Annotated in this window: 28 protein-coding genes; 15 read left to right on the top strand and 13 right to left on the bottom strand. The window is 58.1% G+C overall.

From position 1 onward, the window contains the following. Positions 1 to 134: 134 nt before the first annotated feature. Positions 135 to 1,403, bottom strand: a complete 1,269-nt coding sequence (locus C7386_RS02755) for an O-acetylhomoserine aminocarboxypropyltransferase/cysteine synthase family protein (protein ID WP_116704798.1) — start codon at positions 1,401 to 1,403, stop codon at positions 135 to 137. 142 nt (positions 1,404 to 1,545) lie between these two features. On the opposite strand from C7386_RS02755, the gene C7386_RS02750 reads away from it, so the two are divergent. The 6 genes from C7386_RS02750 to C7386_RS02725 all read left to right on the top strand — a co-directional run bounded on the left by C7386_RS02750 (position 1,546) and on the right by C7386_RS02725 (position 5,203). Continuing rightward, the gene (locus C7386_RS02750) at positions 1,546 to 2,046 is read left to right on the top strand and encodes a glycosyl-4,4'-diaponeurosporenoate acyltransferase CrtO family protein (protein WP_116704797.1); all 501 of its coding nucleotides are present in this window, start codon (positions 1,546 to 1,548) and stop codon (positions 2,044 to 2,046) included. Between the two features lie 45 nt (positions 2,047 to 2,091). Continuing rightward, the gene (locus tag C7386_RS02745; RefSeq protein WP_116704796.1) at positions 2,092 to 2,298 is read left to right on the top strand and encodes a DUF896 domain-containing protein; all 207 of its coding nucleotides are present in this window, start codon (positions 2,092 to 2,094) and stop codon (positions 2,296 to 2,298) included. Further along, complete coding sequence (locus tag C7386_RS02740; RefSeq protein ID WP_116704795.1) at positions 2,298 to 3,632, top strand: CCA tRNA nucleotidyltransferase; 1,335 nt, start codon at positions 2,298 to 2,300, stop codon at positions 3,630 to 3,632. Before C7386_RS02745 ends, C7386_RS02740 begins: the two co-directional genes overlap by 1 nt. Beyond that, positions 3,622 to 4,191 carry a hydrolase gene (locus C7386_RS02735; RefSeq protein WP_110437317.1) on the top strand — a complete coding sequence of 190 codons (570 nt, stop codon included), beginning with the start codon at positions 3,622 to 3,624 and terminating at the stop codon, positions 4,189 to 4,191. Before C7386_RS02740 ends, C7386_RS02735 begins: the two co-directional genes overlap by 11 nt. Before the next feature lie 2 nt (positions 4,192 to 4,193). Beyond that, positions 4,194 to 4,595, top strand: coding sequence for a secondary thiamine-phosphate synthase enzyme YjbQ (locus C7386_RS02730; RefSeq protein ID WP_110437318.1), 402 nt, complete (start codon positions 4,194 to 4,196; stop codon positions 4,593 to 4,595). A 65-nt stretch (positions 4,596 to 4,660) separates the two neighbouring features. Next, positions 4,661 to 5,203 (top strand): nitroreductase family protein, encoded by a 543-nt coding sequence (locus tag C7386_RS02725; protein ID WP_116704794.1) that lies wholly within the window; start codon positions 4,661 to 4,663, stop codon positions 5,201 to 5,203. A 1,061-nt stretch (positions 5,204 to 6,264) separates the two neighbouring features. Here C7386_RS02725 and C7386_RS02720 read toward each other — a convergent pair. The 6 genes from C7386_RS02720 to C7386_RS02695 form a co-directional block, all read right to left on the bottom strand. Further along, on the bottom strand, positions 6,265 to 6,639 hold the full coding sequence (locus C7386_RS02720; protein ID WP_116704793.1) for a hypothetical protein: 375 nt from the start codon (positions 6,637 to 6,639) through the stop codon (positions 6,265 to 6,267). Beyond that, positions 6,636 to 6,941 (bottom strand): DUF2089 family protein, encoded by a 306-nt coding sequence (locus tag C7386_RS02715; protein ID WP_116704792.1) that lies wholly within the window; start codon positions 6,939 to 6,941, stop codon positions 6,636 to 6,638. Before C7386_RS02715 ends, C7386_RS02720 begins: the two co-directional genes overlap by 4 nt. Before the next feature lie 137 nt (positions 6,942 to 7,078). Next, complete coding sequence (locus tag C7386_RS02710; RefSeq protein WP_116704791.1) at positions 7,079 to 7,573, bottom strand: GNAT family N-acetyltransferase; 495 nt, start codon at positions 7,571 to 7,573, stop codon at positions 7,079 to 7,081. 2 nt (positions 7,574 to 7,575) lie between these two features. After that, positions 7,576 to 8,349 (bottom strand): alpha/beta hydrolase, encoded by a 774-nt coding sequence (locus C7386_RS02705; RefSeq protein ID WP_116704790.1) that lies wholly within the window; start codon positions 8,347 to 8,349, stop codon positions 7,576 to 7,578. Positions 8,350 to 8,357: 8 nt separating this feature from the next. Continuing rightward, positions 8,358 to 9,380: a LacI family DNA-binding transcriptional regulator gene (locus C7386_RS02700; RefSeq protein WP_116704789.1), complete on the bottom strand. Its 1,023-nt coding sequence runs from the start codon at positions 9,378 to 9,380 to the stop codon at positions 8,358 to 8,360. A gap of 151 nt (positions 9,381 to 9,531) precedes the next feature. Continuing rightward, a complete protein-coding gene (locus C7386_RS02695) occupies positions 9,532 to 10,227 on the bottom strand; it encodes a 4Fe-4S binding protein (RefSeq protein ID WP_116704788.1) in 696 nt (231 codons plus the stop codon). 955 nt (positions 10,228 to 11,182) lie between these two features. On the opposite strand from C7386_RS02695, the gene C7386_RS02690 reads away from it, so the two are divergent. From C7386_RS02690 to C7386_RS02680, 3 genes are read left to right on the top strand one after another with little or no spacing between them, the layout of a single operon-like run. After that, the gene (locus tag C7386_RS02690; protein ID WP_110437327.1) at positions 11,183 to 11,851 is read left to right on the top strand and encodes a Crp/Fnr family transcriptional regulator; all 669 of its coding nucleotides are present in this window, start codon (positions 11,183 to 11,185) and stop codon (positions 11,849 to 11,851) included. A 26-nt stretch (positions 11,852 to 11,877) separates the two neighbouring features. Beyond that, positions 11,878 to 13,242 (top strand): dipeptidase PepV, encoded by a 1,365-nt coding sequence (pepV, locus tag C7386_RS02685; protein ID WP_116704787.1) that lies wholly within the window; start codon positions 11,878 to 11,880, stop codon positions 13,240 to 13,242. Positions 13,243 to 13,251: 9 nt separating this feature from the next. Beyond that, entirely contained in the window at positions 13,252 to 14,619 is a 1,368-nt protein-coding gene (locus tag C7386_RS02680) for an MATE family efflux transporter (protein WP_116704786.1), read from the top strand. 41 nt (positions 14,620 to 14,660) lie between these two features. On the opposite strand, the gene C7386_RS02675 is transcribed toward C7386_RS02680, so the two are convergent. Next, entirely contained in the window at positions 14,661 to 15,383 is a 723-nt protein-coding gene (locus tag C7386_RS02675; RefSeq protein WP_110437330.1) for a peptidoglycan recognition protein family protein, read from the bottom strand. A 1,128-nt stretch (positions 15,384 to 16,511) separates the two neighbouring features. Between C7386_RS02675 and C7386_RS02670 the strand changes: the two genes are divergently transcribed. After that, a complete protein-coding gene (locus C7386_RS02670) occupies positions 16,512 to 17,111 on the top strand; it encodes a GerMN domain-containing protein (protein ID WP_110437331.1) in 600 nt (199 codons plus the stop codon). 44 nt (positions 17,112 to 17,155) lie between these two features. On the opposite strand, the gene thiE is transcribed toward C7386_RS02670, so the two are convergent. Genes thiE through C7386_RS02645 form a run of 5 tightly spaced genes read right to left on the bottom strand, consistent with a single transcriptional unit; the run spans position 17,156 to position 20,129 of the window. Then, entirely contained in the window at positions 17,156 to 17,788 is a 633-nt protein-coding gene (gene thiE, locus C7386_RS02665) for a thiamine phosphate synthase (RefSeq protein WP_110437332.1), read from the bottom strand. 21 nt (positions 17,789 to 17,809) lie between these two features. Further along, a complete protein-coding gene (locus tag C7386_RS02660; protein WP_110437333.1) occupies positions 17,810 to 18,364 on the bottom strand; it encodes a DUF6652 family protein in 555 nt (184 codons plus the stop codon). A gap of 33 nt (positions 18,365 to 18,397) precedes the next feature. After that, a complete protein-coding gene (locus C7386_RS02655) occupies positions 18,398 to 19,153 on the bottom strand; it encodes a nitrilase-related carbon-nitrogen hydrolase (RefSeq protein ID WP_116704785.1) in 756 nt (251 codons plus the stop codon). Then, complete coding sequence (locus C7386_RS02650) at positions 19,117 to 19,593, bottom strand: YbaK/EbsC family protein (RefSeq protein ID WP_116704784.1); 477 nt, start codon at positions 19,591 to 19,593, stop codon at positions 19,117 to 19,119. The genes C7386_RS02655 and C7386_RS02650 overlap by 37 nt, the downstream gene beginning before the upstream one ends. A 5-nt stretch (positions 19,594 to 19,598) precedes the next feature. Continuing rightward, a complete protein-coding gene (locus tag C7386_RS02645; protein ID WP_116704783.1) occupies positions 19,599 to 20,129 on the bottom strand; it encodes a DUF1836 domain-containing protein in 531 nt (176 codons plus the stop codon). A 237-nt stretch (positions 20,130 to 20,366) separates the two neighbouring features. Between C7386_RS02645 and C7386_RS02640 the strand changes: the two genes are divergently transcribed. From C7386_RS02640 to C7386_RS02620, 5 genes are all read left to right on the top strand, one after another. Next, positions 20,367 to 20,651, top strand: a complete 285-nt coding sequence (locus tag C7386_RS02640) for a hypothetical protein (RefSeq protein ID WP_116704782.1) — start codon at positions 20,367 to 20,369, stop codon at positions 20,649 to 20,651. Continuing rightward, complete coding sequence (locus C7386_RS02635) at positions 20,644 to 20,910, top strand: AbrB/MazE/SpoVT family DNA-binding domain-containing protein (protein WP_116704781.1); 267 nt, start codon at positions 20,644 to 20,646, stop codon at positions 20,908 to 20,910. The genes C7386_RS02640 and C7386_RS02635 overlap by 8 nt, the downstream gene beginning before the upstream one ends. Positions 20,911 to 20,922: 12 nt before the next feature. Continuing rightward, positions 20,923 to 21,273 carry a hypothetical protein gene (locus tag C7386_RS02630; RefSeq protein WP_116704780.1) on the top strand — a complete coding sequence of 117 codons (351 nt, stop codon included), beginning with the start codon at positions 20,923 to 20,925 and terminating at the stop codon, positions 21,271 to 21,273. A 14-nt stretch (positions 21,274 to 21,287) separates the two neighbouring features. Continuing rightward, complete coding sequence (locus tag C7386_RS02625; RefSeq protein WP_116704779.1) at positions 21,288 to 21,596, top strand: hypothetical protein; 309 nt, start codon at positions 21,288 to 21,290, stop codon at positions 21,594 to 21,596. 91 nt (positions 21,597 to 21,687) lie between these two features. After that, positions 21,688 to 21,994, top strand: a 307-nt coding sequence (locus C7386_RS02620) for a ParA family protein (RefSeq protein ID WP_165815439.1), incomplete at its 3' end; no start/stop codon positions are given.

Raw genomic sequence — 21,994 nt, 5'->3', positions numbered from 1 at the left:
AAAGTCAGGACATGCGCCTGACTTTTTATACAAGAAAGAACATCGGTGTGCCGCCGTGCGACGCGCCGATGTTCGTATGGGACGTATCCGAACGTGTTCGGTACGTTCTCTTCGATTAAGACGATGAAATCGTCTTAATCGAGGGTGTCGAGCGCCTGCTTGAGGTCAGCGATAATGTCCTCAACATTCTCCAGACCGACCGAAATGCGAACCATGCCCGGCTCAATGCCTGCGGCAACCAGCTGCTCATCGGTCAGCTGACGGTGGGTTTCGGACGCCGGATGCAGCACGCAGGTGCGGATGTCGGCAACATGAACCTCATTGCACGCCAGCTTGAGGCTGTCCATGAACTTCATCGCCGGAGCGCGGCCGCCCTTGATGTCGATGGACATAACGCCGGAGGTGCCCAGCGGCAGGTACTTCTGCGCACGCTCGTAGTGCTCGTTGCCCGGCAGTGCCGGATAGCGAACGGATGCGATCTTGTCGCTCGACTCGAGGAACTTGGCAACGGTCAGCGCGTTCTCGCAGTACTGACGCATACGCACCGGAAGGGTCTCCAGACCGAGGTTGAGCAGAAACGCCGAGTGCGCCGCCGGGTAGCAGCCGAAATCGCGCATCAGCTGCATACGCGCCTTGATGATGTACGCCATCGCGCCGAACTCGCGGGTGTAGACTACGCCGTGGTAGCTTTCGTCCGGCTCGGTGAAATCCGGGAACTTGCCCGATGCCGCCCAGTCAAACTTGCCGCCGTCCACGATCACGCCGCCGCCCTGTACGGCATGGCCGTCCATGTACTTGGTGGTCGAGTGGATGACGATGTCCGCACCCCATTCGATCGGTCGGCACAGCACCGGCGTTGCGAACGTGTTGTCCACGATGAGCGGCACGTTGTTCTTGTGCGCGATATTCGCCCACTTTTCAATGTCGAACACGGTCAGAGCAGGATTGGCGAGCGTCTCACCGAACACAGCCTTGGTGTTGGGCTTGAACAGCTTCTGCACTTCCTCCTCGCTTGCCTCTGCGTCCGCCCAGATGCACTCGATGCCGAGCTTTTTGAGCGTTACGCCAAACAGGTTGATCGTGCCGCCGTAGATGGTGGAGGCCGCGATGAAGCTGTCGCCTGCCGAGCACAGGTTGAGGATGGACAGCAGGGATGCCGCCTGACCCGAGGAAGTCAGCATCGCGCCGACGCCGCCCTCGAGGGACGCGATCTTCTTCTCTACCGCATCGCAGGTCGGGTTGGCAAAGCGCGAATAGATGCACTCTGTCGGCATATCGAACAGGGACGCGATCTTTGCGGTCGAGTCAAAGCGGTAAGTGGTGGACTGCACGATCGGCATGACGCCCGGACCGCCGTTTTCCGGCTTATAGCCTTCATGCAGGCATTTTGTTTCGATTTTCATATAGACTACCTCTTTACTATGATTTAACGTAGAAGAATCTCCACTTATTGTAGCATGCAGAAGCCTGTCGGTCAAGGCGGTTCGGTTGAACAAACGGCGGTATCATGGTATGATAGAGGCAGTACGAAGGGAGGCAAACCACATGAAGGATCTGCTCATTACTCTGCTGAATACAGCGTTCTGGTTCGGACTGCATTTCGGTACGGCTGGCGCGGTGTGCGCTCTGCCGAAGGATGTGCAGACACTGTGGTTCGACCCAAACCGGCGCTTTTTCACGGTTTCCGACTGGGAAATGCGGGTTTTCCGCAAGATCGGTCTGCCGAAATGGAAGGACCGGCTGCCGCAGTTTAATCCCGAATTTGACAAGCGGCACCTCAAATCCGGGCGGGATACGGCATACCTCGACCGTTTTCTGTTCATCACCTGCCGTGCGGAGGTGATTCATTATGTGATCGGCGTGCTCGGCTGGGTGTCGCTCGTTTTTTGTCTGCTGAGCGCCGACCGGACGGCGTGGCTCATCCGGTATGCGGTCATTGCGCTTGCGATTCAGCTGGCGAACCTGCCGTTCGCATGGATTCAGCGGTATAACCGGAAACGGCTGCTCAGCGTCCGCAAAAGGCTTTCATTACGAATAGAAATTTGATATAATATAAAGATAGCATAAGGATAATCAAGGAGATTTTGCGATATGACTGACGAAAAAATTGCACGCATCAACGCGCTTGCCAAAAAGGCCAAGACCGAAGGACTGACCGACGCAGAAAAGAAGGAGCAGCAGGAGCTCCGCGCGGAGTACGTTGCCGATTTCCGCAAGAGCCTGAAGGCACAGCTGGACAACACGGTGGTTATCAATCCGGACGGCAGCTCGTACAAACTGAAGCAGGACAAAAAGTGATGCAGCTGCCCGAACACGCGGCGCACGCCATCCGGCAATTAGAGCGCGCCGGATTTGAGGCGTGGGTGGTCGGCGGCTGCGTGCGCGACAGTCTGCGCGGAGTCGAACCGCACGACTGGGACTTGTGTACGTCCGCCTCTCCGGCTCAGATGCAGGCCGTGTTCGCGGACGCGCGTGTGCTCACGACCGGACTCAGGCACGGCACGCTGACCGTGCTCACGGACGGCGGCCCGCTCGAGATTACCACCTACCGCACAGAGGGCGGCTACTCGGACGGGCGGCATCCGGACGACGTGCGCTTTGTCACCGACATCCGTGAGGATCTGGCCCGCCGGGATTTCACGGTCGGTGCGATGGCGTGGCACCCGGAACGCGGTCTGTGCGACCCGTTCGGCGGGCAAACCGACCTCAAAAACGGCGTTCTGCGCGCGGTCGGTGATGCAGATACCCGATTTCAGGAGGACGCGCTGCGCATCCTGCGCGGACTGCGCTTCGCGTCCAAGCTGGGTTTTGCCATCGAGCCGGAAACCGCCGCTGCCATGCGGCGGCAGGTGCATCGCCTGGACTGCATTGCCGCCGAGCGCATCCGCGAGGAACTGACCGGTCTGCTGTGCGGCCGCTATGTGCAGCGCACACTGATGACTTACGCCGACCTTATCACCTCTGCCCTGCCCGAGCTCGCGCCCATGCAGGGCTGTCAGCAGCAGAATCCGCACCACCTGTACGATGTGTGGGAGCACACCGTACGCGCGGTCGGTCAGGTGCCGGCCGAGCCGGTGCTCCGGTGGGCGATGCTGCTGCACGACAGCGGCAAGCCCGCCTGCAAGACCGTGGACGAGCAAGGCATCGGGCATTTCCGGGGACATCCCAGGGCGAGCCTTGCGCTGTCGCGCGAGCTCCTGCCGCGGCTGCGGTTCTCGAGCGCGGACACCGAACGCATCCTCCTGCTGGTCGAGCGGCACGACACACCGCTCGGTGACAACGAAAAGCTGGTGCGGCGCAGCCTGTCGCGCATCGGAGAGGCGCGGTTCCGTGACCTGCTGGCGATCAAAAAAGGCGATGCGGTCGGTCAGGGCACCAGCCGCGACTATGTGGCGCAGCTGTTTGAGACCGAAGCGCTGCTGAACCGCGTGCTCGCGCAGGAGCAATGCTTCTCGCTGCGGCAGCTTGCCGTAAACGGAGCCGATTTACAGGCGCTCGGTCTGCGCGGCAGACCGGTCGGTGAAATGCTGCACGCCCTGCTGGATGCCGTGATAGACGGCCGGACCGACAATCGGCGGGAGACGCTTCTGCGGCTTGCCCGCACCCGAATGGAGGAACAACATGTCAAATAAAGAGATTTTCATCGAAACCTACAACAAAAACATCCATCGTCCGGGCGCGGAAAAGCTGCTTGCATGGCTCGAGGGCACGGATTTCTTCACTGCTCCCGCGTCCACGCGGTTCCACGCTGCGTATGAGGGCGGTCTGCTCGATCACTCGCTCAACGTGTACAACGTGCTGATCTCCAAGCATTTCAATCCCGAAACCGACGATCTGGAAAGCTATACCATCGTTTCGCTCCTGCACGATCTGTGCAAGGCCGGTTTCTACAAGACCGAGCTCCGCAACCGCAAAAACGACCGCGGTGAGTGGGAAAAGGTGCCGGTTTACGCAGTAGACGACCAGTTTCCGTACGGTCACGGCGAAAAATCCGTGTTCCTGATCGAGCGGTTCATGCGGCTGCGCACGGAGGAGGCCATCGCCGTGCGCTGGCACATGGGCGGCTTTGACGAGTCGGTCAAGGGCGGCAGCTTCGCACTCGCGCACGCGTTCGAGAAGTACCCGCTTGCCGTAAAGCTGCACCTTTCCGATCTGGAAGCGACCTATCTGCACGAAAGCCGAGGAGAATGAGCATGAAAACCAGAGAATTTTCCATCTCGACCGATCACGAGGGCATGTACAATATCACCGCCAGATTGCGTGAAGTCATCCGCGAAAGCGGCGTGCAGAGCGGTCTTGCCGTGGTGTACTGCCCGCATACGACCGCCGGTATCACCATCAACGAAAACGCTGACCCGGATGTGCAGCACGACCTGCTGCTCGGTCTGCGCGAGGCGTTTCCCGACCGACGCGAGTTCCGGCATGCCGAGGGCAATTCGACCGCGCACCTCAAGTGCAGTTATGTTGGCCCGAGCCAGACTGTGCTCATCGAGGACGGCAAGCCCATCCTCGGCATCTGGCAGGGCGTGTATTTCTGCGAGTTCGACGGTCCGCGCCATCGCCGCTACTATATTAAGGTAATGGCGGATAATTAACTTGCACTTGCTTTTTCGCTCTGCTATAATAAAGTCAAACATACTCTAAAAAGGAAGATATTCTCATGGAAGCACTGGAATGTATCAAAACCCGCCGAAGCATCCGCAAGTTCACCGAGCAGCCTGTGACCGAGGACGAGGTTCGTCAGATCGTTGAAGCTGTCGCCTTTGCGCCGAGCTGGAAGAATACGCAGATCGCGCGCTACATCGTTGTGACCGACAAGGAAAAGAAGGACAAGCTGGCCGACAACTGCATGCTCGGTTTTGCCTACAACCAGAAGACCACGCACGGTGCACCGGCACTGGTCGTGCTGACCATGATCAAGGGTCGCTCGGGCTACGAGCGCGACGGCTCGTTCAGCACCCCGCTTGCTGCCCACTGGCAGTCCTTTGACGCGGGCGTTGCCGCGCAGACCTTCTGCCTTGCCGCGCACGCGCTCGGTCTCGGCACGGTCATCATGGGCATTTACGATCCCGCCGAGGTTGCCAAGGTCGTGGAAATCCCCGAGGGTCAGGAAGTGGCCGCGCTCATCGCGCTCGGTCATCCGGCACAGGACCCGCAGGCGCCGGCGCGTAAGGATGTCGATACGCTGCTGCGATTTGAGTAAAAGTGCATACTTTGAGCACCGTAGAAGCAATTCTGCGGTGCTTTTCTTTTCTCGGCACAAGGTGACCGGGGCACACGAACTGCCGCAGGCGGGTTCGACCCTGACGGGCAGCTCCTTTTGCTGCACCGGCTGACCGGGGCACACGAACTGCCGCAGGCGGGTTCGCCCCTGACGGGCGGCTCCTTTTGCTGCACCGGCTGACCGGGGCACACGAACTGCCGCAGGCGGGTTCGCCCTATCCGGGCGGCTCCTTTTCTGCACCGGCTGAGCGGGGCACACGAACTGCCGCAGGCGGGTTCGCCCCTGACGGGCGGGGAGTTTTTCGCTGAACCTCAGCGGGGGGGATTCGCCGTCTGCGGACGGCGGGAGCGTCGCGGCGCCCGCCGCGGGGACGGCGCCGTACCCACGGCGGAGGGCAAAAAGGAAGGGACACCTGCGGTTTTCCTTCCTCTTTGAACTCCTACCTTTCCCTTGCTTCCTAATCTGGCGCAGATTTCCTATATGTGACCGCTCCGAAATTGGGTACGGCAGAGGATTTTTTCTACCGTGTCTTTCGCAGCCTGTTCGCAGTGTCAGATACCGTTCTGCTACACAGGCGGTTAAATTTCCGCAAGCGCGGCATAGCAGTGCCGCGCAACTCGTTAGTCTGGAGATTACAGACAGCACCTGCGAGGATAAATTGTGCCGAACATCTAAATTCGAAGGTGCCGGGCGGTATAACGCGCTAAAGAATTGCGCGGCACTGCTATGCCGCGCCCTGCGTAGAGTAAACCATATGTGTAGCAGAACGGTATCTGACACTGTGAATAGGTAAAGAAATGGGAGCACACTGTGCTCCCCTACGGCAGAAAAAATCCTCTGCCGTTCCTTTATAGTCTCAGTTCTCCCATCACCACCGTGCCCTCCAAGGGAAAAGGGGAGATTTACAAGAGGGTGGAAAACCGCAGGTTGTCTACCCTCTTGTACGCCCGCGCGGCGTCAGCGCACTCCCCGCCGCGGGGCGCGGCAAATCCCCGCCGTCCGCAGACGGCGAATCCCCTCGCTTAAAGTAAGCGAAAAACTCACAAATCCTGAATATTCATCTTCTCGATCTGCTTTTTGCGGTTCATCCCTCTGCGACAGAGGAAGTAGATTACCAGCAGCACGATGGTCGGCATGGAGATAACGAGCAGTGTCAGCACCGTGTTGAGCACCGTCACGAACACGCTGTACGAATCCACTCCGCCAACCGCATTGTCAGCCGCCGAGGTCATCACCACATTCGTCACCACGTTCAGCAGGATGAACAGCTCCCCCGAAAACGTGATGGCAGGCAGTACCAGTCCCGGCAGTTTGCTCTTCCGTCTGGAAAGATAGACCTGCAAAATAATCATTGCCGCGACAAACGCGATCAGAAAAATCAGCGAAATAATTGTAGAAACCGTTGCAATCATCATGATTTATTCCCCTCTCTCAGCTTTTTGTACTCGTTGATGAGCAGCTTCGCCGTGTCAAAATCCAGCTTGTCCTTGACCGCAAGACGCTTGATGAGCGCGATATACGGCTCCTCGTCCGCCTGCTCGCCAAGCCTGATCTTCTGGATCAGACGGTCCAGACGCAGGCGCACGGTCGGGTAGGTCACGCCGTAAATGCCCGCGACCTCCTTGAGCGACCCCGACGCCAGCACGAATTTTTTGATGAACGACACGTCCTCCTCGTCCAGCGATGCAAGCCACTCCGGCATTACCTCGATTGCCACGGCTATCACTTCCTTTCATTGTAACTTCATTATAATATTAAATTATATTAAAGTCAATCTTCAATTTTATCAAAGTTCAGAAATAAAAAACGGCACACCGGGAGATTCTCTCCGGTATGCCGTTTGCTGTTTCTTACTTACTTTTCCACTCGTTTCTGGAACGCCAGACGTTCTCCGCGCCCGTTTTCCAGCTCAATGACACCGCAATAGGTATAGCCGAGCTTGTTCAGCAGACCCTGCATGGGCTTGTTGTTCGCGTGCGTGTCGATGCGGATGTTGCCGCACTGCTCCATGCACCAGTTCATGCAGAACGAAGCCGCACCGTGCGTGCCCTTTGCCGCCGCGATACGGTGGACAACGCCGTACGGCGCATCGTCCAGCCAGGCGCCGCCGCGAATGACGCGGTAGGTCGGCTCGCCGTCGGTCGTAAACGCAAAGGTCGCTGCGATTTTGCCGTTGTCCTCGCAGACATAGCTGCGGTGCAGTGCAAGATCCTTGTCCAGCATTTCCCGCGTCGGGAATCTGTCTCCCCACTGATCGGGATTGCCGTTTTCGCGCATAAACGCCCGCGCGTCCGCGAAAATTTCCTGCATCGCCGGAAGATCCTCCGGCCGGGTGTGTCGAATCTGCATTGTTATTCCTCCTTCAGCCATTCCGCGCAGAGCGCCTGCCAGCGGTTTATATGCCGGTCGGGCACGCGCCCTTTCATCGGGTCGGCTGTCTCCAAATCCGCGAGCGCGAGTCCGTGCACGCCGTGCGGGAACAGGTGCAGCTCGTGGCTGATATTTTCTCGGCGCAAAGCCGCCTCGAGCAGCAGCGTGTTCTCGACCGGAACGGTCGCGTCCGTCAGGGTGTGCCACAAAAACGTGCGCGGCATGTGCGCAGAAACCAGCGTTTCGAGCGAAAACCTCTGCTGTTCCGCAGCATTTTCGCCTGCCAGACGCACAAAGCTGCCGCGATGCGCATACACTCCCGCCGAGACCACCGGATAGCACAGCACCGCCGCATTCGGTCGGTGCGCCTGCAAATCCGTGCCCTCGGGAAACCAGTCTGCGTCGTGCCACGTCGCCGCCAGCAGTCCCGCCAGATGGGCGCCCGCCGAAAAGCCGCCGACCGCAATGCGGTCTGCCGCGATGCCGAGCTGTGCCGCATGTTCTCTCACCCAGGCGACAGACGCGGACAGCGTGTGCAGCGGCTTTACGCCAAGCGGCACCTCCGTGCAGTCGTATTCGAGCACGAACGCTTCCACACCGTCCCGCGCAAACGCACGCGCGACCGGTGCGCCCTCCCGGATGGAGCAGTATTCGTAGCCGCCGCCCGGGCACAGGATGAGCGCAGGCTTATTCCGTCCGGCTGATGCCGGAAAATATGTCAAAACGCCGTGATCGAGCCGCAAAACCTCTTTCATCGCGCACCTCACACGTTGTAGCGGTTGCGGATATCAATGCACGCAAGAATGCGGTCGGTCTCCGGCTTTTCGCCTGCCAGCAGGTAATCCATGAGCAGCTCGATCGGACGGGCGCCCTGCAGGGCGGCATCCTGATCGATCAGGAAGTCGATGAGTCCGCGGCGGACATTCTCCGTATTTGCCGGAATCAAATCGTGACAGATCAGGTGCACCTTGCCCTGTAAACCCAGCTCACGCAGCGCGTCGCACGCACCGAGCTGACCGTTTACCGAAACGTACACACCGCGCAGCGACGGATGCTCCTGCACGGCGCGGCACACAATATCATGCGCCAGCTGCTGATCGTCCCCGCAGGTCTGCGGCGGCAGCAGGCTCAAACCGGGAAAATTTGCGGCAGCCTCGGCCTGAAAGCCGTCCACACGCTGCTGATGCGACCAGTTGTTTTCCTGACCGGCAACCAGCAGGACTTCCCCGTGACCGGCAAGCAGCAGGTCCATCAGACCGGCGCTCATGCGTCCGCACGCGAAATTGTCCACGCCGACGTAGCACAGGCGGCCCGAGTCCGGCAGATCCGAGTTGAAGGTAACGATCGGCATGCGCTCGGACAGCTCCTGAATACGGGCGCGCACCCGCTCGTCCTCCGCCGGAGAAAGCGCGATGCCCTGCACGCCTGCCTCGAGCAACTCGTCAATCACGTCCAGCTGCTGCTGTGCATCGACGCCCTCCAGCGGCCGCACGAGCACCTCTGCGCCGGTGGTGGTAAAGTGCGCCGATGCGCGTTCGATCTCCTCAAATACCGTGTGCATGAACATGGTCTCGACCGACTGGACGATCACGCCGATCCTGATCGGGTTTTTCGCACGTGCCAGCATGCGTCCCGCACGGTTTGGGCGGTAGCCTCGCTCTGCCGCAATGCGGCGCACGCGTGCCGCAACCTTGGGATCGACGCGTCCTCTGTCGTTAAGTGCCCGATCCACCGTGCCGCGTGAAACGCCCGCCAGCGCAGCGATTTCTGCCAAAGTGACTGCCATGAATTTTCGCTCCTACATACCGCGTTGCGCGGTGTCATTCCAAAGGCACCACCACACAATTTGACTGCGGTGCTTTGTGGTGTTACCTTGTTATTTTACACGTTTCGAACGAAAATTGCAAATGCAAATCAGTGAAATCGACAGGAATCGGTCAATCGTCCAGCAGTTCGCCCTTGATGGAAATGGTCTTCACCTGCCACGGCAGCAGCTTGCCGCAGTTCTGCAGCGCGGTGCGGACGGCGTATTCCAGTCCGCCGCAGCACGGCACCTCCATGCGGACAACGGTTACGCTTTTGATGTTGTTCTGACGGAGGATTTCTGTCAGCTTCTCGCTGTAATCCACATCATCCAGCTTGGGACAGCCGACGAGCGTTACCTTCCCCCGGATAAAATCCTGATGGAAGTTTGCGTATGCGTAAGCGGTGCAGTCCGCCGCGATGAGCAGGTTTGCGCCGTCAAAATAAGGCGCATTCACCGGCACGAGCTTAATCTGCACCGGCCACTGGCGCAGCTGGCTCGGCATCGGAATGAACGAGGCCGGCTGATTGACCGAGGCGTGTTCAATGCTCCGCGCCATGCTGCCCGGGCATCCGGTATGCGGCTGAGATTTTGCCTGCATATTGGCCTGCACAGCGGCTTCGTCATAAGCGGCCGCTTCGCGCTCAACGAACGAGATGGCACCGGTCGGGCAGACCGGCAGGCAGTTGCCGAGGCCGTCGCAGTAGTCGTCGCGGAGCAGAGTGGCCTTGCCGTCCACCATGCCGATGGCGCCCTCGTGGCAGGCGTGGGCGCACAGGCCGCAGCCGTTGCATTTTTCTTTGTCGATTTCGATAATTTTGCGAATCATAGTGTTTTCTCCTTATATATCCTGTTTCTTGTCTTGAGATGGTTCCGCTGGGGCCAGCGGGGGGGCCGCCTACCCGGCGGGGGCACAAGAGGGTAGACACCAAGGTTTCCACCCTCTTGTGGATCACCCCTTTCCTATGAGGGCACGGCGAAATTTGCAGAGCTGAGACTCGCCAAGGAACGAGCGTACTGCTCATCTTCCGTAGGGGCGCACAGTGTGCGCCCGTGTCCCGACATATTCGCAGTGTCGGATACCGTTCTGCTACACAGGTCGGCTACTTCCAGCAGGCGCGGCATAACCGTGCCGCGCAATTCGTAAGCGCGTTATGATAGACAGCACCTACGAAGATAAATGCTACCGAACGCCTACATTCGCAGGTGCCGTGCGGTGCAACGTGCCAAAGAGTTGCGCGACACTGTTATGTCGCGCCTGCGAAGACTTTCCGGTCTGTGTAGCAGTACGTTATCTGACACTGCGAATCGGTTACGAAAGACACGGTAGAAAAAATCCTCTGCCGTACCCCTTTTCGCAACGGTCACATGTCGGTAATCTGCGCCAGATTAGGAAGCAAGGGAAAGGTAGGAGTTCAAAGAGGAAGGGAAACCGCAGGTGTCCCTTCCTTTTTGCCCCCGCCGCGGGGCGCGGCACGTTCCCGCCGTCCGCAGACGGCGAATCCCCCCGCTGAGGTTCAGCGAAAAACTCTCCGCCCGTTAGGGGCGAACCCGCTGACGCAGTTCGTATGCCCCGGTCAGCCGGTGCTGAAAAAGAGTGCCGCCCCGTCAGGGCGAACACGCTAACGCAGTTCGCGCACCCCGGTCAGCCGGTGCTGAAAAAGCTGCCGCCCCGTTCGGGCGAACCGCCTGCGCGGTTCGTGTGTCCCGCTTGACTTTACGCTCATATCTTACTATACTGAGAAGGCAAAGTATGTTGTCCCAACAACAAAACAGGAGGAAATATGAACCTGTCTATCCTTGCACGCTGCGGTCTGTTCCGCGGCATTGAAACCGCAGAATTATCCCCGCTTTTGCGCCGTCTGCACGCCTGCACGCGTGAATTTGACAAATTTCAGCCGATTTACCGTGTCGGCGATACCGCGCATGCGCTGTGTATTCTGCTCTCGGGCGGCGTGAATATCGAGCGCTGCGACGCATGGGGCCACAAGACGCTGCTCGATCACATTACGCCCGGTTCGGTATTCGCTGAAACGTACGCCTGCGTCCCCGGCACGCCCATGATGGTCTCTGCTGTGGCGGACGAGCCGTCCGAGGTGCTGTTCCTGCCGAGCGAAACACTGCTCTCCTCTGCCGCGCAGGACAGCGCGCACAGTGTGCTTTTACGCAATCTTTTGGACGTCACCGCGCAGAAAAACCTGCTTTTGACGCGAAAAATCTTCCACACAAGTCCGAAATCCATGCGCGGCAAGCTGCTGTCGTACCTGTCCGCACAGGCGGTGCAGCACGGCTCAGACACGTTCGACATTCCGTTCGACCGTCAGCAGCTGGCCGACTACCTCGGCGTGGACCGCAGTGCGCTGTCCGCCGAGCTGAGCCGCATGCAGCGCGACGGACTTATCGCATACAAAAAGAGCCATTTTGTGCTCAACCATTCCCAATCCGATGAATAATCCACCCCGTTAAGGAGGTTTTTGTTATGAACTGCAAACCCTACATCCGCGCGCACGCGGACGAACTGCTGGAGAGTCTTGCCGCGCTCGTGCGCATACCGAGCGTGGAAGGCGTGCCGGAGGAGCATGCGCCGTTCGGCCGTGAGCCTGCCCGTGCGCTGCACGAAACGCTTGCGCTCTGCGAAAAGCTGGGCTTCCGGACCGGCAATATGGACGACCGTGTCGGCTGGTGCGAGTACAGCGAGGGCGAGGAAATGGTGGCTGTACTCGGTCATCTGGACGTTGTGCCCGCCGGCGACGGCTGGACCGAGACCGAGCCGTTTTCCGGCGAGATCAAAAACGGCCGTATTTACGGACGCGGCACGATGGACGACAAGGGCCCGATGGTGGCGGCCATCTACGCGCTGGCGGCGCTCAAGGATGCCGGATTTGCCCCCTCCAAGCGCATCCGTCTGCTGTTCGGCACCAACGAGGAAACCGGCTGCGGCGATATGTCGTGGTACGTTTCGCATGGCGGCGAGCTGCCGGTGTACGGCTTCACGCCGGACGGCGAATACCCGATCATCAACGGCGAAAAGGGCATTCTCAACGGCACTTACAGCCGAAAGCTGCACCAGACCGGCGATTACCGCCTGACAAAGTTCGAGGGCGGTGCCGCCTCCAACATCTCGCCCGCGTATGCGGCGGCGGAGCTGCAGTGTCCGGCGGACGCGGCTGCCAAAATCTCGGCGGACAAGGTAACCGTCACGCCGATCGCGGGCGGCATCCGCGTGGAAGCCGAGGGCATTGCCGTTCACGGCTCGACCCCGGAGCAGGGCGAAAATGCCATCGGACGGCTGGCGCAGGCACTCAATCAGCTGCCGCTGACCGGCGAGCTTGGCGACTGCATGGCATTTGTGGCAGAGCGCATCGGCATGGAGGTACACGGTGAGTCCCTCGGTCTCGCCATGCGCGATGAGCTGTCCGGCCCGCTGACGCTCAACCTCGGCGTGGCAAAATTTGAGCAGGAAACGCTGTCGCTCGTTTTCTCGGTGCGCTATCCGGTCACCCTGAAATACGATCTCGTATACCCGCGTCTGTCGCGCGGCTTCACGCTCGGCGGCTTTACCGAAACCGAAATGACGCACGCGGCGGCCATTTACATGCCGCCCGAAAGCGAACTCATCCGCAGACTGTCCAAGGTATATGAGGAGCAGACCGGCGAGAAGGCGGAGCTCAAGAGCATCGGCGGCGGCACCTACGCCAAATCCATGCCGAACCTTGTCGCATTCGGCCCGATCTTCCCCGGCGATGAGGTGCGCGAGCACAAGCCGGACGAGTACATGGAGATCGAGCGCGTGCTGCAGAACGCGGAAATCATCGCGGCGGCAATGTACGAACTGGCAAAGTAAGGAGATTGTATGAGCAGAGAGACAAATATGACCGTCGGCCGTCCGACAAAACTCATTCTCGGACTGGCCGTACCGCTGATTTTGACAAATGTCGGTCAGCAGCTGTACACAGTCGCAGACGCGTCCATCGTCGGGCGCGGTGTCGGTGTGGAGGCGCTGGCCGCACTCGGCGCGACCGACTGGCTGTACTGGCTGGTGCTGTGGACCGTGCAGGCCATGACGCAAGGCTTTTCCGTGCTCGTGTCGCAGACCTTCGGCTCAAACGATAAGAAGGGACTGCGCAAGGCCATCACCATGTCCGTGCTGCTGTGCGCGGCAGTCGGCATCCTGCTGACCGTGGTGTTCGTGTCCTCGGCAGGCTGGCTGCTGCACCTGCTGGACACGCCCGAGAACATCTATGACGGCGCGCACATTTATTTAACCATGATGTATGCGGGCACACTCATCACGATGGCGTACAACATGGCAGCGGCGATCCTCCGCGCACTCGGAGACGGCAAAAGTCCGCTTATTGCCATGTTTACTGCCGGATGTCTGAACATTGTGCTCGATCTGCTGTTCGTTATCCGCTTCGGCTGGGGCATTCCGGGCGCTGCCGCCGCGACACTGCTCGCGCAGCTGTTTGCATTCGCGTACTGCGTCATTGCGCTGCGGAAAATCCCGGCTGCGTCCGTCGAAAAGCCGGACTGGCAGCCGGACAGCAGTGTGATCCGGCGGCTGTGCCACCTTGGTCTGCCGCTTGCGCTGCAGCATTTTGTCATCGTCATCAGCGGCATCATCATGCAGGCGGTTATCAACACCTGCGGCTTTGTGTTCCTCGCGGGTTTTACCGCGACCAACAAGCTGCACGGTCTGATGGACTGCTCCGCGTCCGCGTTCGGCTACGCCGCCTCGACCTACACCGGCCAGAACTGGGGCGCAAACCGGCTTGACCGCGTGCGGATGGGTGTCCGCTCGACGCTTGTGCTGGCGCTCAGCTTTTCCGCGCTGCTGGCGGCGGGCATGATCCTGTTCGGCCGTCACGTTGTCGCGCTGTTCATCTCCGCGGATGCTGCCAACGCCGCCGAGGCGCTGTCGGTCGCGTACGATTATCTGGTTGTCATGAGCACGTTTTTGCTGTCCGCCTATGTGCTGCACACCTACCGCTCGGCCTTGCAGGGCATGGGCTTTACGACCGCGCCCATGCTCTCCGGTCTGACCGAGTTCGCAGGCCGTGTGGGTGCATCGCTGCTGCTGACCAGGGTCATCGGTGAGCGCGGTCTGTTCTACACGGACGCGGCCGCGTGGACATTCGCAGCGGTATTCCTTGCAGCATCGTACTATATCCAGCTGTTTATCATCCGAAAAAAAGGTTTGACCTATCAAAATACAAAGTAACAAAAAGAGGCTGTAAATTTAATTTACAGCCTCTTTTGCGCTTATTCGCCGTAGATTCCTGCGCGGTCGTTGATAACCAGCGTGCGGAGCAGCTCTTCGGTCAGGTCGAGCTTTCCGTGCTCATCGCCAAGCAGCCAGCCCTTGCGCGTCAGCTTCTCGACAGTCGGCTTCGCCCACGCGGGAACGGCGGAAACGCTGTTGTACGTCCTGCGGGTGCTCTCGATGATCTTCTTTACCTCGGCTTCGGTCATGTCAGGTTCCTCCTTTTTCTGTAACCCCTGCTTGAATACTGTCCACGCGGATGCGCTCTCGACGAACGGCGCAGGACAGTTTTTGTGCGTAACATCGTAGTGGCGCACAACATTTTCGAGCGGAATACCATATTTCGCCATCAGTTCGCGCGTCAGCGCCTGTGCCCGGCGCACGGTCTCGGGCATAAAGTAGAATTTCTCGCCGTTTTTGCGGCTGCACAGTTCAATGCCGATGCTGTTCGCGTTGCGGCAGTACGGGTGGAAATAGACGCCGCGCGTGCCGCAGTGCCATGCGATATCCGCGTCGCGAACCGACTGCCAGACCTCGTTTTCGTCCACAAAGTAGTGCGCTGAGGTCGAAATCTCCGCCCGAGCGAAGTAATCCGCATTATTTTTCGCGGTATCGCCGTCGTTCGCCGTAAAGTGAATCACCAGATAGCGGATATCCTCCTTTCCGCGCGCGGCTCGGCGGTAGTTGCCGCTGTGTGCCTGTTTGAATGCAATGTTCGTCATTGCGTCACCTCCTTCAACCCTATGCCGGATGGAGGTGAAAATTGACCATGAATGGTCAACTTTTTTGAAAATTTTCGAAAAAATTTTTCTGCACCGTCTGAGCGGGGCGCACGAACTGCCGCAGGCGGGTTCGCCCTAACGGGGCGGCTCCTTTCTCTGCACCGGTTGAACGGGGTGCGCGAACTGCCGCAGGCGGGTTCGCCCCTAACGGGCGGGAAGTTTTTCGCTGAACCTCAGCGAGGGATTCGCCGTCTGCGGACGGCGGGAACGTGCCGCGCCCCGCGGCGGGGGCAAAAAGGAAGGGACACCTGCGGTTTCCCTTCCTCTTTGGACTCCTACCTTTCCCTTGCTTCCTAATCTGGCGCAGATTGCCTATATGTGACCGCTCCGAAAAGGGGAACGGCAGAGGATTTTTTCTTCCGTGTCTTTCGTAACCTGTTCGCAGTTCACAGACAGCGTACCGCTACACATACAGGCTACTCTGCGCAGGCGCGGCATAACCGTGCCGCGCAATTCGTGAGCGCGTTATAATAGACAGGGTCTGCGAGGATAAATTGTACCAAACGCCTAATCCGCAGGTACCGTGCGGTATAACGCGTTAAAGAGTTGCGCGGCACTGCTATGCCGCGCCTGCTTAGATGAAACTGCATGTGTAGCAGTACGGTATCTGACGCTGCGAATATGTCGGGACATGGGAGCACACTGTGCTCCCATACGGTAGAAAAAATCCTCTGCCGTTCCTCATTTCGAAGCGGTCACATGTCGGCAATCTGCGCCAGACTCTCCCCAAAGGAAGTGGGAGTTAAGAGGGTAGAAACCTTGGTGTCTACCCTCTTGCCCCGCCGCGGGGCGCGGCGAATCCCCGCTGAGGTTCAGCGAAAAACTCCCCGCCCGGATAGGGTGAACCGCGTGCGCGGTTCAAGTACCCCGCTGGGGCGGTGCAGACAAAAGGCTGCCGCCCGGAAGGGGCGAACACGCTGACGCAGTTCGGGCACCCCGCTCAGCCGGTGCTGAAAAAAACTGCCGCCCAAACCGGGGCAAAAAGCCGCCGTTTGTTAACGGTATATCCCTTGTATTTTCCCGTCCGGCTTGATACAATAGGCTTGTAAGAGAAAGGAGGCGTTTACAATGAAACGCTCAAAAGTTATTATAGCCGTAATTGCGATCATTGCAGTAGTCGCCGCAGCCTGTGTATATGGATATGTCCGCAGCAAGCCCGCCGATGAGCCGGAAAAGCCTGCTGTTACCGAGCCGGAGAACCCGACCACGCCGGAAACGCCGGACGACAGCAATTCCGGCAAACCGTCCGATTCCAAGACAAATGAACCTGCCGTACAGCCGGAAAACCCCAATCCGAGCGGCACGGAGTCGGTCACGATCTACGTTCCGGATGAACAGGGTGAAACGCTCACGCCGACCGGCGCAGACGCGAAGGACGACTCCGACCAGTCGCTCGTGGACGCGCTCATCGCCGCAGGCTCGCTGCCCGAGGGCGTCAAGGTGCAGTCCTCGTCGCTCGAGAACGGCACGCTCACGCTCGACATGAATGCCGCCTTCGGCGAGGCGATCCGCGCCTCCGGCACCGCCGGTGAAACGCTCAAGATCTACGCACTGGTCAACACGTTCGCGCAGGCGCGCGGCGCAACCGCAGTGCTCATCACCGTGGACGGCAAGGTGCTCGAAAGCGGACACGAGATCTACGATTACGCGATCGAGCCAAACAACTGACCTGCAAAAGGAAAGCTCCGAAACGCCTGTTTCGGAGCTTTTTCTTACTTATTCATCATTTTCAGGAACTTTTCCTTGATATGCGCGGCAGCCGCGCACGGATCGTCCGCCTTCATAACGGCAGAGACCACGGCGATGCCCTTGATGGGGCTGTCAGCCAGCACGTCCATGTTATCCGCGTTCAGGCCGCCGATGGCAACCACCGGAATCGGGACCGCGCGGCACACATCGTTCAGCACGGAGACCGGCGTAACCTTGGTGGTAACGTGGGTAGTCGTCGGGTAAATGGCGCCGGTGCCGAGGTAATCCGCGCCGTCGTTGTACGCGGCAACGGCTGCTTCGACCGTCTTGGCGGTCGCGCCGACGATCTTATCCGGGCCGAGCAGCCTGCGGCAGACCGCCACCGGCAGGTCGCTCGCGCCGACATGTACGCCGGCCGCATCGCAGGCAATGGCAACATCTACACGGTCGTCGATGATGAGCGGCACGCTGTAGCGGTCGGTGACGGACTTGACCTGCTGCGCCAGCTCAAGGTAGCTGCGTCCGCCGGTGTCCTTCTCGCGGAGCTGAATGAGCGTTGCACCGCCCCTGCACGCCTCGTCCACCGCGCGGAGCAGGGTCTCGGTCGTGTGGTAGGTGCTGTCCGTAATAACGTATAATGTAGGATCAAACTGCATGATAATACTCCTTTTTTGAACTTATTGTGCCGTTTCGCATTCGTTTACCGTCTTGCGAATGAAAAACAGGCTGATCACATCAACAACGTAAATAAACTGGGAAATGACCTGCCGGACTGCGGTTCCGGTGCTGATTTTGCCCTGCCTGCGCGCGTGCAGGATGAGCGCAATGCAGTAGCCGGACGAGGCCATCATGGCAAACCAGGCAACCAGCATTTGTAAGAGCACGACCGGCAGCGTCATCGGGAAAATCAGCGTAAACATGCCGTAAATCATGCCGAAAAAGAAATTCAGCAGGAACATTGGAATCGCGATGCACTTCATTGCAATGATGCAGCGCCACAGCGTCCGCCGCACCGCCGGGTCGGACAGCCGCCTGTACATCACAGCAGCGCAAATCAGATTGCAGATTGCCAACGGCCCAATAAGCAGCCAGAACAGGAATAATCCCATCTGAAATATGTCCTTATCCGTTCCTTGCGCCACAAAAGCGCACAGAAATTCGCCTGCATACGACAGCGCCAGACCGACAAAGCAAACGATTTCACAGATGCTGAAAAACTTTGCAGCCTTCATTCGCTCTCCCCTTTCACCGCATGTTAATTTTCATCAATTTATTTTCACGATAAGCAAATCCTGTTCTTCCCCGAGTTCACCGAGCGCGGTGCCGTCCGGCTGAAACGCCATGCTGTGCCCGACAAATTTTCCGGGCGCATACTGGTCTGCGCCGAGCACGGTCAGGCCGTTCTCGATGGCTCGCGCGCACAGCAGGGTACGCCAGTGCAGCAGCTTGTTCTCGCCCTGCACCCAGCCCGCCGGAACGAACAGCGTCTCGGCGCCGCGCGCCTTCTGCTCGGCGGCAAGCGCCGGAAACCGAAGCTCGAAGCAAGTAATGATGCCCAGTTTTCCGACAGGTGTCTCGATAGGCGAAAACGGCTTGTCCCCTGCCCGGCACTCATCGGATTCCCGATAGCCGAAGGCATCGTACAAACGGTTCTTGCGGTGCGTGCCGCGCAGGCGGCCGCGGTCGTCAAGAACCGCAATCGTGTTGTACGGCAGACCGTCCATGCGCTCGTACATGCCTGCGGCAATCCACAGGCCGTATCTCCTGCAAAGCTCACCGAGCGCAATAATGAACGCGCCGTCACACCGCTCTGCGGCCTCGATATTTTTCGACCGTGCGTTCACTTTTGCGTAATACATGCTGTATTCCGGTAAAAACAGCATTTTCGCTCTATTTTCCGCTGCCGTTTGTGCAAGGCGTTCTATTTCCCTGAGATTGGCAGTTTTGTCCTCCCCGGCGCTGAACTGCCCGATGGCAACCGTGCTCACGCCTCTCTCCAGCCCTTGCAGACGTCCACCCATGCCTTAAAACCGGAGAATTTCTCCAGTTCCGGGATGGTGACCTCGATGGCTGAGTTGGACGAGCCGCACGCCGGAAATACCGTCTCGAACCGTCGGAGCGATTCATCGAGATAGATCGTCACGCCGCCATTCACACCGAACGGGCATACGCCGCCGACCGCATGACCGATCTCCGGCTCGACCTCCTCAAACGCGAGCATCCGCGCCTTGCAGCCGAACCGCGCCTTGTACTTCGGGTTGTCGATCTTGGTGTCGCCTGCCGCAACGATGAGGATCACGCCGTCATTCGTGCGGAACGACAGCGTTTTTGCGATGCGTGCCGGTTCGCAGTGAGCAGCTTCGGCGGCCAACTCCACGGTCGCGCTGGACACCGGGAATTCGATCACGCGATCCTCTGCACCGAACTGACGCAGATACGCTTTTGCTTTTTCGATGGACATGGATCTCAATCTCCTTCTGTCTGCTGCGGGATATCGTCGATCATGCTTTCGCACAGCCGACGTAAATAATTTGCAATTTCGCTGAGCGCAAGGCATGTGCACAGCCGCTCCTCCGGGTCATCCGGCGTCTCGGGCAGCTGGGAGGTCAGCAGCGGCGGAATGGCTTCGCGCATGCGCTTCTTGTCCGCGAGCAGATGCTCGTAGCACGCCGCAAAGTCCACATCGTCCCGACCGGTCAATGCCTTCACATCGGTTAAGCGCAGCGTCTGCTTCAAATGGTATACGCAGAGCAGCTGCATGATCTGCTGGCGCGTGTATTTTTTGCCCTTCACCGGCGTCATAAGCCCTTCCTTGACGTAGTTGTTGACCATGGTTTTTGTCAGCAGCTTGTCCTCCGGCGTGCGCTTGCTGCCTGATAGACACTGATCGAACAGCGTCAGCACCTGATCCATATACAGGTCAAGCTGCGGCACCTCGTCGGGCATGATATCGCGGTCAGCAAAGACCGCTTCTATGGTTTTCTCCAGCCGCGGCATGGCGTTCACCTCATCTTTTACAAAATATTAACAATTGTAACACCGAACGGAAACACGCAATTTTTCGTCTGCCCGTGCGGCCTGCAATGCTATTATTATAAGCCTTTTGCGCGCTTCACGCAAGAGTTATACCGCTCGACAAACCCACTGCCAAAAATGCAATAATTAACTTACCGCAAAGGAGTAGTCCTCGAGGTAAGTTTTTTTATTACAAAAAATCCGAGTGGAGGTGCAAAAATGTCCGAAGTAAAAAGAGCAATTACCGATGCAATGCGTCAGCGTATTTACGAGATGTGGATTGCCGGATATAAGGTAGCGAACATCGCAGCCGACATCGGTGTTAATGATCACACAGTAAAGAGTGAGTTGGAGCGCGGCTACACCGGTGACATTTACATCGGTGGACGCAAGGTTTATGACCCTGATCGTGCATCCGCAATTGCAAAGATGGTAAAGGCAGGGCGTCCTCCAGTGCGCATCGTGCCGCCCGTTGTATTAGGTAAGGAGCCGCGCCATGACTGATACTGGTATCATCCGTAAACTTGATGCACTGGGACGTATTGTTTTTCCTAAGGAGCTGCGCGACACTTTCGGCTGGGAAACCGGCACAAAAATGCAGATTTACACTGAGGGGCAGAAAGTCATTATCACAAAATATGAGCCATCTTGCATTTTCTGCGGTGAGCCTACCGAGAAGCACATTAAGGAGTATCGTATTTGCCCCAGTTGCGCAGCTAAGTGCGTAAGCAAGTTGCAAGCCATCGCTGAGCAGGCCGATTAAGGAGAGAAACTTATGCCGTATCGTTTACACGCTACAAAGCGCAGCCTGTACAAGCTGGCCGCAGAAAAGATCGCAAACCTGCCGTGGTGCGAGCTGCCCAAGATGAGCGATGTTCTGTTTGAGCATATCAGGACGTCTTATTGGCTCCGCTGGCCGTATCACGAGGTTTACTTTACGACCCTCATTCCCGGCACACCGCTGCTGACCGTCACGCAGTACGATTACGCTCCGTCTGACGATACCAAGCATCAGCGTAATCGCAGGGTATTTAGATTTACAATAGCCGAGCTGACTGAACGCGGCATAGCGAAAGAAATTTCATCGTGCAAAACTGAATGTGTTCCAATGGAACACGCAGACTGACAGGAGGACGATTGATGCCTTATCAACTTTCCGATAGCTTATCCATTCGTGCCCGGAATCTGGCTTTTTACGAATTGGTAGCCGAAAAACTCAAAGAGCAGCGAATTTGTTCGCTTCCGCCCTTTAACCAGACCTTTTTCTCCAGAGAGTATGATATTCTCTGGATGAAATGGCCTAATGGCGTGTCTATACATTTAAGCATCTTCAAGGGTCAGCCGTTTTGTTGCCTTGAAATGAGCGTACCGAACGGTATCCCATACCGCAAAGAAATTCCCGTCACCTTTGACGAACTGCTCGACCGTCGTTTGGTCGAAACACACTAAATTAATTTTTCTTTTAATCAGGAACAGCAGCGTGGAAACTGCTGAAACCATGTGTTCCATTGGAACACACGACAACAAAGGGGATAATTTTATGAAAACCGTATCTATCATCAACCTCAAAGGCGGCGTTGCTAAGACACTGACCACCGTCAGCATGGCCTACGCGCTGTCGCAGCAGTATAATGCGCGCGTACTGGTCGTGGACAACGATAAGCAGGGAAACTGCTCCAAGACCTTCGGCGTACACAGCTATGACCGCATGAGCATTGCCGATCTGATGCTCGACCGCGATGCCGATTTGGCAGAGGTTATTCAGCACACCAAGTACGACCGCATTGATGTTATTCCGGCGAATATGACATTGCTCACCGCAAATATGCAGGTGATGATGGACAGTT

It is taken from the genome of Agathobaculum butyriciproducens (assembly GCA_003096535.1).
Lineage (GTDB): Bacteria > Bacillota > Clostridia > Oscillospirales > Butyricicoccaceae > Agathobaculum > Agathobaculum butyriciproducens.
The sequence above is the reverse complement of the archived record's forward strand: the minus strand, read 5'-3'. Positions and strand labels throughout refer to the sequence as shown.